Source organism: Maribacter aurantiacus, from assembly GCF_005780245.1.
GTDB lineage: Bacteria > Bacteroidota > Bacteroidia > Flavobacteriales > Flavobacteriaceae > Maribacter > Maribacter flavus.
Genome location: NZ_VBUK01000001.1, coordinates 394837 through 407379 on the forward strand (window position 1 = coordinate 394837; position 12543 = coordinate 407379).

12 protein-coding genes are annotated in these 12543 nt (G+C 44.6%); 5 read left to right on the plus strand and 7 right to left on the minus strand.

Annotated features, from left to right (window positions below):
- The first annotated feature begins 105 nt into the window (after positions 1–105).
- Positions 106–531 carry a PH domain-containing protein gene (locus FEK29_RS01705; protein WP_138256671.1) on the plus strand — a complete coding sequence of 142 codons (426 nt, stop codon included), beginning with the start codon at positions 106–108 and terminating at the stop codon, positions 529–531.
- Entirely contained in the window at positions 528–968 is a 441-nt protein-coding gene (locus FEK29_RS01710) for a GNAT family N-acetyltransferase (RefSeq protein ID WP_138256672.1), read from the plus strand. Before FEK29_RS01705 ends, FEK29_RS01710 begins: the two co-directional genes overlap by 4 nt.
- Before the next feature lie 48 nt (positions 969–1016).
- On the opposite strand, the gene FEK29_RS01715 is transcribed toward FEK29_RS01710, so the two are convergent.
- Genes FEK29_RS01715 through dcm form a run of 3 tightly spaced genes read right to left on the minus strand, consistent with a single transcriptional unit; the run spans position 1017 to position 3305 of the window.
- Positions 1017–1391 carry a hypothetical protein gene (locus FEK29_RS01715; protein ID WP_138256673.1) on the minus strand — a complete coding sequence of 125 codons (375 nt, stop codon included), beginning with the start codon at positions 1389–1391 and terminating at the stop codon, positions 1017–1019.
- Between the two features lie 60 nt (positions 1392–1451).
- Positions 1452–2069 carry a hypothetical protein gene (locus tag FEK29_RS01720; protein ID WP_138256674.1) on the minus strand — a complete coding sequence of 206 codons (618 nt, stop codon included), beginning with the start codon at positions 2067–2069 and terminating at the stop codon, positions 1452–1454.
- A gap of 9 nt (positions 2070–2078) precedes the next feature.
- The gene (dcm, locus tag FEK29_RS01725; protein WP_138256675.1) at positions 2079–3305 is read right to left on the minus strand and encodes a DNA (cytosine-5-)-methyltransferase; all 1227 of its coding nucleotides are present in this window, start codon (positions 3303–3305) and stop codon (positions 2079–2081) included.
- A gap of 396 nt (positions 3306–3701) precedes the next feature.
- Between dcm and FEK29_RS01730 the strand changes: the two genes are divergently transcribed.
- From FEK29_RS01730 to FEK29_RS01740, 3 genes are all read left to right on the plus strand, one after another.
- A complete protein-coding gene (locus FEK29_RS01730; RefSeq protein ID WP_240042636.1) occupies positions 3702–4865 on the plus strand; it encodes a C40 family peptidase in 1164 nt (387 codons plus the stop codon).
- Positions 4866–5023: 158 nt separating this feature from the next.
- Complete coding sequence (locus tag FEK29_RS01735) at positions 5024–6562, plus strand: sulfatase family protein (protein WP_138256677.1); 1539 nt, start codon at positions 5024–5026, stop codon at positions 6560–6562.
- Between the two features lie 112 nt (positions 6563–6674).
- Positions 6675–6935, plus strand: a complete 261-nt coding sequence (locus FEK29_RS01740; RefSeq protein WP_138256678.1) for a hypothetical protein — start codon at positions 6675–6677, stop codon at positions 6933–6935.
- A 71-nt stretch (positions 6936–7006) separates the two neighbouring features.
- On the opposite strand, the gene FEK29_RS01745 is transcribed toward FEK29_RS01740, so the two are convergent.
- From FEK29_RS01745 to FEK29_RS01760, 4 genes are read right to left on the minus strand one after another with little or no spacing between them, the layout of a single operon-like run.
- On the minus strand, positions 7007–9130 hold the full coding sequence (locus FEK29_RS01745; protein ID WP_138256679.1) for a c-type cytochrome: 2124 nt from the start codon (positions 9128–9130) through the stop codon (positions 7007–7009).
- 33 nt (positions 9131–9163) lie between these two features.
- A complete protein-coding gene (locus FEK29_RS01750; protein WP_138256680.1) occupies positions 9164–10027 on the minus strand; it encodes a fructosamine kinase family protein in 864 nt (287 codons plus the stop codon).
- 6 nt (positions 10028–10033) lie between these two features.
- Positions 10034–10987 (minus strand): MBL fold metallo-hydrolase, encoded by a 954-nt coding sequence (locus tag FEK29_RS01755; RefSeq protein ID WP_138256681.1) that lies wholly within the window; start codon positions 10985–10987, stop codon positions 10034–10036.
- Between the two features lie 4 nt (positions 10988–10991).
- Complete coding sequence (locus FEK29_RS01760; protein ID WP_138256682.1) at positions 10992–12494, minus strand: S10 family peptidase; 1503 nt, start codon at positions 12492–12494, stop codon at positions 10992–10994.
- Positions 12495–12543: the final 49 nt, after the last annotated feature.

Consider the following 12543-nt stretch of genomic DNA (forward strand, 5'->3'; position numbering starts at 1 on the left):
TTAATTATCCTTGACTTACTTAAATCAGCTATTTTTAAGAATTTAAAGAGTAATTTTCTGATTTTTATAGGTTTGTACAATGGTTTACTATAAACTTTCTTTTTAATGAAAATCTATAAATCCAAAATTAGCTGGGGGCTTTTAGCTGTTCCGATGCTCCTTTTTCTAGGTATTATAGTATCCATGATCGTGAAGGGCGAAGATACGTCCGGCATACTGACGACTTCCGGTATCTTTCTCGCTGTATGCCTGTTTATTTCGTATCTGCTGCTGCATACGGAATATGCCATTGATGCCGATATATTGTATGTAAAAAGCGGTTTCGTGTATAGAAAGCACCTAGATATTTCAAGAATAACATCTGTAAAAAAGACAAAAAACATTTTTTCCGCCCCTGCGGCATCTTTGGATAGAATACAACTTACCTATGATAAATTTGGAGTTTTAGTGCTATCTCCCAAGGAAAAGGAAAATTTCGTAAAAGATTTGGTGGTAATAAATCCAACTATAAAAGACTACGTAAACCCATGAACACATCCATAAAAAGATTCAACGAATTGGATACGTCTGAACTCTATGCAATATTACAGCTGCGTAGTGAGGTGTTTGTCGTGGAACAGGACTGCGTGTACCAAGATTTGGATGGGAAGGATGCAAAGGCCATTCACGTGATAGGAAAAAAGGATGGTGAAATCGTTGCCTATACCCGTGTATTCGCACCGGGCGATTACTTTGCCGAGGCAAGCATTGGTAGGGTAGTGGTCAAACAGGATCAACGAAAATATGGGTATGGCAAGCTTATCATGGAAGCGTCCATAAAGGCTGTAGAGGAAGAATTGGGCACAAAAACCATTCGAATTTCTGCACAGACCTACTTGTTGAAATTTTACAATTCATTGGGCTTTAAAGCGGAAGGACCCGAGTATTTGGAAGATGGCATTCCGCATGTTTCTATGGTTAAAAATTAAAGGCACGCAAACACGTGCCGATATTTTCTAAGTACCGTATTTTGATGTTTAAATCTTGATCGGTTCCTTATTACTAAGGTTTATATCTTCCAACATGGTGTCTGTAAACTTATAATGACCCCTAGTTGTAATGATTCTAAATCGGTTGGATTTCATCCTGCTCAAAGTATCCAAGAACAACCATTTGGTTTTTAAAAGTCTTGGCTTTTCGGATTTTAGGCTGATGTCGAAAAAGTACTTTCGCCCGTTTTTAATGGCAACGATGTCTGGCGTAATTTTTTCGTCGGCACCCTTTCTACTATAGGATTTAGGCTTTTCGTAGCCTTCCAAATCTGCCTTGATGTTCTCGAAGCCCGTGGCCTCCAAATGATGTATGGATTTCTCTAGAAATTCCGTGTTCTCTGACTTATCTAATTTTATCATACCTTCTAAAATAATAAAATAGGGCAGAAATCCAAATATTAAAAGCTGATTAACAGGTTTTTAACCAATTCGGGACAGATTTTTGGCAATTCCGTTGGAAAGCAGGTAATCCAACTTTAGAATCAGGTTGAAGGGTTGTTCCGCCTTATTGTTTTTGGAATGGTACAAATAACCGGCCGTTTTTGGGTTTAATTCCTGTATCTCCATCTTTCCATGAGGAACCGTACCATTTTGATAATAATCCAACAATGAATGTCTTGTCACACCCTTTGCCTCCAAAAATGCCACCAATTTGCTTCGGTTCACAAAGGTGACCTTGCACGAGGTATACTTGGCGGGTTCGTCTTCGTAAATGGCAGTCACCAAAGTATAGAAATCGGTTTTTTTGCTAGAATCAAAAAGCCACCCATCTTTTAGTGTACCGTTTTTAAGATAATGGAGTTCAAAGGCAAAGGTGGGTAGGTCCTCGTTGATATAATCCAATTGGGCCTTTTCATCCACCAGAAAGGTTTCTTGGGTTTTTCTATGTTTTAAGATTACATCAACGCCCCGTAATTGTTCCCGTAGGTTTTGGATGCGTTCAAAATCGTAGTGTCTCAACCCTTTTGAATAATAGGTGTCCAACAATTCCGAGAGTCTTTTTTCTTTTCTTAGATCATATGTAAAAGTACTCTTCACAAAAAGGATTTACGGATTTATTTTTTCAAAAAGGACCGCACCTATTTTGGAGACTATCCCAACCACCAAGGCGTTCCCCATAAAGAAGGCGCGTTTCGTGTCGCTAATACCCTTCAATAGGGTATGATTGTCCGGGAACATGTTCAAGCGTTCCAATTCCATGGGCGTCAGACGGCGCAGGCCTTTGGAGGTTTGAACCACATGTTTAAATCGCGACGGACTTTTTCCTCCCTCCCCGGTAATGATGGTTCTGGAGGCATTGTCCAAGGCATCGGGGAACACCATGGCGCCTTCACTGTAATTATAGCTAAACCCGTTTTTAGCGGTACGAACCTCTTTTTTGGCCCCTTTTAAATAGGCCCATTTGTCCAAATCATGCTCATCAATATAATATTCCCTTGGAACAGCGTCTTTTTGAAGGACATCCCCAAGGACCATTTTTACACCATCGTAATCCGCCTTGGTCTTTGAGGTGGTGACTTTTCCTTCCACAAAGACCCCTGTATTTTCAAAAGGCGACAGTTTTTGGTCCTTGTTAAAGTTTTCGGACAGCGAGACCAAATCACCTTCAATAAGAAACTCTTGGGACTTGGCCGAGTCCACGTGGGCAGGAAAGGCATCGGCCAAAACACCTTCCTGAAGCATCCATGTTTCGACACCCGATTTTTTCAGTTTTTTATACATTTCACTGCTTTTATGATAGCCCAGAAAAAAAATGCGCCTTCGCCGCTGGGGCATTCCATAATCCGCCGCATTGATAACGCGCCATTCTACTGCATAGCCCAGTTCCTCCAAACTCTTGAGCATGATGGCAAAATCCCGCCCTCGTTGGTTGGAGGGAGATTTCAGCAAACGGTCCACATTCTCTAAAAACAGGTATTTGGGCGGGCGTTTTTTTTCGGATAAAATCCGATGGATGCTCCACCACAACACCCCTTTTTTTCCGATTAACCCCTTGGAGTTTTGTAAGGTGGTCGCTACGGAATAATCCTGACAAGGAAATCCGCCTACCAATACATCGGCATCGGGAATAGTATCCGTTGGCACTTCAGAAATATCCGAGTTTACATGATTTTCAGTTCCAAACTTGGCTTCGTACACCAAGGAGGCATGCTGGGTCTTGGTGCTAGGCTCCCACTGATTGCTCCATACAACCTCAAAATTTCCGGTTTGCTCCAATCCCAGACGAAAGCCGCCAACCCCGGCAAAAAGCTCTATTACTCGTAATTTGTTCACACCATTACCTTTTGTCAAACATTTATATTTAAAAACACTGTTGCCCGAAAAAAAAGACCAGCAACCTCAACAACCTTTTTTATTTCGCAACTTTGCGTTTCTGTCAACGCCGTACCCTTACTTTTCCCACAAGCCAAATTTTTTTATAGGATACCGTCAAGCTAACCATATTAGTATTTAATTTTCGTGTTACCATAAAAGAGTCTGGTATCTTACGTCTAATAGCGAAGCGGTCTTACGTCTTTAAGCGGACATTTCTAATATAAAAACTTCTTTCACGCTTTGTTTGGGCTAATGTAACCAAATTATACCATGAGATCCAAGTACTATTTCAAGTAAAAAAGACGGGATTCTTTACTTTTACAAAAAAAACAGATGCATCACTTCCCTAAATTCTTGATAATTTTTTTTCTGCTGACCATTGCATGCAACAGAAAAGAAGCCATAAACGACGATTTATCCGTTTACGTCAAAGCAATCCAAAAGGAATATGCACCCGATAAAAGGGTTGCCCTTTTCAACATTGAAGGCAAGCATTCTGCGGATGGATGGAGGCTCATTGGCGAAAGCAACCTTCCCGATGCGGTTCTTGCGCTTAAAGAAAAATTGAACGAAGCGGGTGTGGTATATACCGATAGCATAAAAATCCTACCGGACGCTAGTTTGGAGGGCAAATACGTTGCCTTGGTGACAAATTCCGTCGCCAACCTTCGAAGCGAGCCCAAGCACTCGGCGGAGCTTTCCACACAGGCCACTTTGGGAACCCCGGTAAAAGTTTGGAAAAAGGAAGGAGGATGGTACTATATTCAAACCCCTGATAAATACTTGGCCTGGGTAAATTCCGGCGAAATTTCGGTAATGACCGATGCCGAATTGGAGGCTTGGACAGACCTGAAAAAGATTATTTATACGAATACCTATGGGCATGTTTTTTCGGGCATCGATGCCCAAACACGGGTGTCCGATCTGGTCGCTGGCAGCATTTTGGAAGCAACTGGAGAAGGACTTGATTTTTATTCGGTTCGTTTCCCCGATGGCCGGGAAGGCTTCGTAAAAAAGGAAGAGGCATCACCTTATGATACTTGGTTGGGCACTCTGGACAGGAGTGAGGAATCCCTTGTGGCCACTTCCAAAACCCTCATGGGCGTACCTTATCTTTGGGGCGGTACGTCTACCAAGGGTATGGATTGCAGCGGCTTTACCAAAACCATCTATTTTTTGAACGGGGTAATCATCCCAAGGGACGCCTCACAGCAAGTGCATGCGGGGTTTCCTATTGATTCTACAAAAAGCTTTGACCAGCTTCAAAAAGGGGATTTGTTGTTTTTTGGAAGGAAAGCCACGGATTCCACGGCCGAAAAAGTGGTACATGTGGGCATGTGGATCGGTAACAATGAATTTATCCATGCTTCGGACAGAATCCGAATCAGCAGTATTGACAGGGACGCAGACAACTATGACGAATATAACCTAAACAGGTATCTACGAACGAAACGTGTTTTTAAGGAACAGGACGCCCTATTGATAGATTTGGCCCAAACACCGCTGTTCAAGGATTGAGAGAATATTTTTAAACAATATTTTTCTAGACCGAAGAACATTACGGAGAAATGGGTTCTAGGTTTTGTATATTTAGTGGAACGACCAGAGGAGATGATTCCCCTTGAAACATTAATAGTTAGCCTTGTTGACCGATAACTGTTCAAAACTGTAGACCAATGAATCCTTCGCAAACGAAATCCAACAGATGTTCAATTGTATTGTACGCAATCTTGTTTTTCACACTTTTTTTGGGTTATTCCCAGAAATCCGTAGAGGCGAAACCGCCCAATATTGTCTTTATGATTGCCGATGATTGGTCTTATCCCCATGCCGGGGTTTACGGTGATGCCGTGGTGCGTACCCCTACCTTTGATGGATTGGCAAAAAACGGGGCCGTTTTTGAAAATGCCTATTGCGCGGCACCTTCCTGCTCCCCATCGCGGGCAAGCATTTTGTTGGGAAAATATCCCCACCAACTGGAAAGTGCCGGAAATCTTTGGTCGGTGATACCGTCCAAGTTCACCAACTGGATGCGTATGTTGGAGGATTCTGGCTACCATACGGGAAAAAGCAGAAAAGGGTGGGGTCCCGGAGACTTCGAGGCCGGGGGTTACAGCAATAACCCGGCGGGAAAGGATTATGAAGATTTTGATGCATTTTTGGAGGTTAAAGGCAAGGACAGGCCCTTTGCCTTTTGGTTTGGAAGCCAAGACCCGCACCGGGACTATGAAACCAATGCAGGGGCAAAAACAGGGATGGACGTAAACAGGGTGTCCGTGCCCGAGTTTTTGCCGGATGTTTCCTGCGTGCGGAACGATATCTTGGATTATTATTACGAAGTGGAGCGTTTTGATAGGGAGTGCGGCAATATACTCACCAAACTTGAACGAGAGGGGCTTCTGAAAAACACCCTTATTGTCATGACCAGCGATAATGGTATGCCTTTTCCCAGGGCCAAGGCCAACCTGTACGACTATGGCACCCGTATGCCCTTGGCCATGTACTGGAAAGGGCACATAGAGGGAGGTTTGCGTATCAAGGAGTTTGTCAACTTCGTAGATTTTGCGCCCACCTTTGTACAAGCCGCAGGATTGCCCCAACAGGCTGAATTCAGCGGGAATTCACTGTTGCCGTTATTTGATACGGAAGCTACGAAGGCTGGCAGAGATATGGTCTTCTTGGAACGAGAGCGACACGCCAATGTGCGCAAGGGCAATCTAAGTTATCCGTCGAGAGCCGTGCGCACCCATGAATATTTATATATCCAAAATTTTGAACCGGACCGATGGCCGGCCGGGGATCCCACAGTACATCAATCCGTAGGGCAGTATGGCGATGTGGACAATTCCATCACCAAATATTTAATCATGCAAGGCGGTGGGAATCCAGAAAAGGATACTTATTTTGAATTGGCTTTTGGGAAACGACCACCGGAAGAACTTTATATCCTTGAAAAGGACCCTTACAATCTAAGGAACGAAGCCAATAACCCAAAGTACGCCTCGGCACTGAACCTCCTGCGAAAACATTTGATAGGATGGATGGAAAACACGGGTGACCTACGCGCCAGGGAACCCCAAACCAATTACTGGGACGAGGTCCTGTATACCCCAAATTATCAAATGGAAAACAAGGATATATCCGCAGAAATCCAAGCGTATAAACAACTTGTACGAGACGGCGGAGGCTTTAAGGATAGAAGCTGCCTGGAATAGAAAAAGTGGCCGACATCCAATTTTTTCTCTATAAACCACCCTTACCACCTGTTGCGAACACCTTATCCTGGCAATCGTCTGAGAATCTTTTACAGGAACCTCTGATAATGTAATGGGCTTTGTCGCTTTTCAAAAAATTGGAAAAGGCGGCATAGTGCTTGCAAGTTCACGAAAGGCGGTCTTGCGCAAAAGCACGGGGCATACTTTATTAGTTCTAGGAATACTTTATACCAATTCAATTTTTAAAACCTGCCAAAGAAAATGGAATATTTTTTTGGATTACAATAAAGAAAAACGTTGCGCAGCCTTAGTTGCGGAACTTTTTTATTTTGAAGTAATGCGGGAAAAGAAACATTTTATTGGATGGGATTGAATGTTGAATTGGTATTATCATATAACGGACGAACAGATATGAAAAGATTTGTGGGGCCATTGTTCTTCAACCTACTCAGGCAAGGCAAAAGCGATTATTTTATTCCCCTTTTTGGTTCCCAATTTCTCTCCGCCACAAGCGATGGCAATGTACTGTTTTCCTTTAAATGCATACATGGCCGGTGTGGCGAATGCTGGCGCGGGTAATTCATATTCCCAAAGAAGCCCCCCATTTTCTTTATCGAAAACCCTAAAATAACCATCCCGTGTTGCCGCAATGAACAGCAGTCCGTTTTTGGTCACCACGGCACCGCCATAATTTTCAGTCCCGGTTCCTATACCCTCTTCCCCCAACTCCGGGGTATTGCCAAAGGGGATGGACCATTTAAAGTTGCCGGTATTCAAATCGATGGCATGCATCGTACCCCAGGGCGGTGAAATCCCCGGCAGTCCTTTGCTGTCCAAAAACTTGGTGTATCCGGCATGTTTGTAACGTTCCTGAACGGTATCTTGGGGCACATTTTCCGAAGCAACGGAATGTTTTATTTCCTCATCGAATAGAAAGGCGAGCAGGGCCTCCATTTCCTCTTTTGAAAGCTGGGGAAAACCTGTCATCATGCCCTTTCCGTTGGTAATTATCTCGGCCACTTCGTTTTTGTTTTTTCGGAGCTGCAGGTCGAGCAAACTGGGAAAACCACTTGCGGCATATCCTTTTCTGTCGGGTTGGTGACAGGTAACACAGTATTTTTGATAAGTGGCCTCGCCCAAAGGGCCCCCAGTACCATCGCCGGTATTTTTGTTCATAAGTAGTATCCAGGCCATCTCATTGGAGTTCACGTATAGAATTCCGTCTTCGGGATCCGCGGAGGCCCCGCCCCATTCTGCCGCCCCATCGTAACCGGGCAGTAATAAAACGGGTTCTGTATTTGGAGGTGCATACTGACTTTTGTTTGCAGATTTAAATTTTGAAGCCAACACTTCCTTGTTTTCGGCAAAAGGGCTGATGTCCGCTTCCGTTAGGTCTTGGGATTGCCGTGCAAAGGGTTTTGGACGCACGGGTATCGGTTGGGTGGGCCAGGCTTCTTCGCCCTCCAACATTGATTTGGGCACGGGCACTTCTTCAATGTCAAAAAAGGGCTCTCCGGTCATTCGGTTAAAGACATACACATACCCTTGTTTGGTCACTTGGGCCACAGCGGGAATTTTTTTACCCTCCCGTTCCACCATCAACAGGTTGGGCGGAGCGGGCGGGTCACGGTCCCAAATATCGTGACGGGTAAACTGAAAGTGCCAAAGCCTTTCTCCCGTATTGGCATTTAAGGCCAAGAGCGAGTTGGAAAACAAGTTCTGTCCAAGCCGGACACCTCCGTAAAAGTCGGGAGCAGCGGAGCCCGTGGGCACATAAATGATTTCGGCTTCCTCGTCCACCGCCATACCTGCCCAGTTGTTGGCACCGCCCACAATGGAACTCTTGTAAGCCGTGGAATCTTCCCATGTTTCGTGGCCAAATTCCCCGGGATATGGAATGGTGTGAAAGGACCATTCAAGTTTGCCCGTAATTACATTAAAGGCCATAATATCCCCGGGAGCGGCTCCTACCCCTTCGGATACCCGAAGCGGCATGACGATCAAATCCTTAAAAACAGTGCCCGGGGCATTGGAAATGACGAACTTGTTTTCGGCGCTTTTAGGCATTCCGGAACGTAAATCCACCTTTCCGCCCGAACCAAAAGTCGGGATGGGTTTGCCGGTCAAGGCATCCAGAGCGAAAAGGAAAGCACCTCGAGTACACAGTATTCGTTTATCCTCACCTTTTGACCAATAGGATACGCCCCTGCTTGTGGAATGCCACACTTTAACGGAATCCCCAAACTGCCAGATTTCTTCTCCCGTCCCGGCATGGAGCGCCACTACCCGAAGTGCGGCCGTAACCCCATAGAGCATGGAATCTACAACGATAGGATTCATCTGCATTTGCCCCCAATCTTCAGATTCATACGTCCAAGCCACTTTGAGGGATGCAACATTTTCTTTGGTAATCTGCGACAATGTGGAAAAATGGGTCCTTCCCGCATCGCCCAAATAGGAGGACCAAGTAGTATACTCTTTTTGAGCAGGTGCTTCCTTTTTATTTTCTTCACAGGAACCTATTCCCAATATCAGAAGCAATAGACCGATTATTTTGAGCGACTTCATAATATAAATGTTTGTTTTAAAGGTAGCCAAATCCTAAAAATAGGCGGACAAAATTCTTTTTACAGGAGGCTTATAGGAAGCGCCAAAAAAGTTGAGGTGGACAAGGAGATAGTACAATTGATACAAATCCGTTCGTTCTTCTTCACCAGGTTCGGGAGGAATGATTTCACGATACGAATTGTAAAAGGAATCCCCAAAACCGCCAAAAAGACGGGTCATGGCAATATCCACCTCATGATGGCCATAATAGATGGCCGGGTCTATTAAAAACGGAATACCTTCCTTTGAAATCAAAAAATTGCCGCTCCACAAATCGCCATGTAACAAAGAGGGTTTTACGTTGGGAAACAAGTTGTTGCACACCGCAACCATTTTTTCTCTTGAAGGGATATCGGTTTTCGCCAAGCGTCCCTTCTCAAACGCCAAATGTAGCTGAGGAAGGAGTCTTTCTTGCACATAAAACGAAGTCCAATCCAAATGTCTACTGTTGGATTGATCCAAACTGCCGATGAAATTGTTTTCCTCCCACCCAAATGTCCGGCTATTGGATAATTGATGTAATTGGGCCAGTTGGCGGCCAAAAACGGACATATCTTCAACTTTGGGGTTTCTACTTTCCACATATTCCATCATGAAAAAAGCACCTGCTTCATAGGGTTCTACATGAAAGCAACGTGGGGCGGCGATCGTATTGGTTTTCAAGAGTTCCTGGAGCCCATTTTTTTCGGCATGGAACATTGCAAGGGCCTTGTTTTGCCCGTTTATTTTGCAGAAGAATTTTTCGGTTTCGGATTCCAAAAGAAAGGCCCTAGAGATGTCCCCTCCCGAAATGGGGGAAACCCGCTCTATTTTTGTGCAAAGTAAGTAGTTTAGATATGCAATCAATTCCTTGTCCAAACCCGTTTATAATTTTAGGGCCATGCCCTTTCTTGCTATTTGAAAACCTTCCCGCAACACTTTTTTTGTTTGCGGAGCATCGGGTATCAACAAAGGGTTCGTATGGTTGAAATGAATGAAGTAGATCTTGTTTCTTTCGGACCGGGAAAAATCCTTGAATGCCTCCATGCTTTCAATGACAAAGGGATGGGGAATTTCTGAAATGTCCCTGTAATCGATTTCTTCGGCATCAAAAAATGTGGCGTCTATAAAGGCATAGTCCACAGCTTTGATTTCTTCCCGAATGTCCTTTTCCCACTTTTCCCATTTGTCTACATCCGGAATAAACAACAAGGTTCTGTTCGGACCGATAACCTTATATCCTACGGTCTCTGAATACTCGTCCCGATGCGGAACTACAAAAGGAACGATAGTCAATTGCTCGGATATTTGAACCGGTTTTTCATTTTCTGTTGGAACAAGTCTTATGTTGTTATTTGCGACCAATTGTCCCCAAGGCCCATTTTCTGTCAAAAACCGATGCATTCTGGGCATGGCATATACCGTAATATTGGTGGTGTTTGCTGCTTCCTTGCCCAAATACATGAGACCGCCGTAATGCCCAATATGGGCATGGGTGAGAAAGATACCGTCTGGGTAATCGTTTTGCCTGAAAGGCGCCATTTCGCGCAATGCCTTTATTTGGACAGGCAGGTCTGGAGTGGCCTCGATAAGAACCGTTTTGTTATATTCAAAATCGATGATACCCAGGGAAACGACTTTTCTGGAATGACCACCTTTATCAAAAAGTTGCGCACAACATTCTTTTTCACAGCCTATGTGCGGACTTCCCCCGTCCTGGGCCGTTCCCAAAACGAATACTTCCACGCCTTCCTTGTCATTGGTGACAAACGAATGCTGCCCTAAGTTCAGTTGGGGCAGAAGAATAAACAGGGCGATATGAAAAAAACCAAATTTCAACCTTTTATTGGGTTAAAAATGCCCGAATATCCTCCGACAGTTTTTTTAGATCGGGCTCATGGGTGTACATCATATGGCCGGCCTCATAATAGTTCATGGAAACCCTTTCTGTCACAATGCCGTTTCGGGCAAAGGTATATTCGGCATCAAAAAATGGTGTGATAAGGTCATAGTAACCATTGGCGACCATTACCTTCATTTCTGGGTTGCGCCTCATCGTTTCTCCTAGAAAGGGGGCCGTGTTCACGGGCATTGGCTCCCAATAGGCATCATCGGGTGCGGTGCGCCATCGCCATCCTTCGCCACCTCCGGAGGTAATATAAGGCCGGTCCATGTCAATTTTTAAATCGGTCGAAAAATAATGGTTGATACCTGCGGTATAGGCCGCACTAATTTGGTAGCTTGCCGGATCACCTAAATGAGGCCTTTCGGCAACATCGTCAGCCTCGTCGCCCATGAACCTTCCGTCCAAACGTCCAATCGCCAAACCTTGGTCCTCCAAAAGTTTTTTCTGAAATCGTTCCACAAGAACGCGCAGGTTGGACCTAAGGATGTAGTCTTTGTCCAGCCCTGTAAAATAACTGAGCTTTTCGGCGATTTTATCCTTTTCGGCATTGTTCAACAGATTTCCCTTGTACAGGGCCTTGGTATAATCGCCATAGGTAAATTCCCTACACTCCTCAATAAAGGCTTCCAAAGTTTTACCTTCTCCTGCTTTTTTATGGTACCAAGCGGTGGCGGCCATACTCGGCAAATAGGTGATGTAGGAGGTGATGTTATAATGGATAGAAGTAGAGCCCGCATAATCCAAAGCCTGGGAAATAAGGATCATACCATTAAGGGCCATGTTCTGTCCAGATCCCTCCAGGGCCTTTCCCAAATAGGCCGCCCTGGTGGTACCGTAACTTTCACCTGCCAAATATTTGGGAGAGAACCAGCGCCCGTTATCCGTGACCCATTTTCTAATAAATTGGGCAAATGAGGCAACATCCTCGTTGAGTCCGTAAAAGTCCTTACCCTTGCCTTTGCCTACAATCCTGCTAAACCCCGTGCCTACGGGATCTATAAATACAAGATCGGTTAGGTCCAAAAGGCCATGTTCATTGGCCACAAGATTATAAGGAGCGGCACCATCGTCCTTCTTGGCTTCTGAATCCACTTTTATGATTTTGGGCCCAAAAAGGCCCATGTGTAGCCATAGGGAAGCGGAACCTGGCCCACCATTGAAGATAAAGGTAACCGGTCTCTTTGTTACATCACCAATTGGGTTTTTGGTATAGGCTACGGACCAAAATGTGGCTATGGAGTCGCCTGCTTTGTTGGTCAAAAAGGTTTCCTTGGCCGTTGCTGTATAATTGATGGTCTTTCCTCCAAACACCCCTTGATGGAGGGTTTCAAAACTCTTGGCATCCGGAATGGGTTTCTGGTCTTGTTCTTGGCCATCGGATTGGGAATGAAGGGTGGGACCTGAAATAAAAAACAAGAGAAAAAGTACTATTTTATGCATAAATGTCGGGCTCTTAAATGGTATTTGAAAGGTAATCATTTCATTTAAA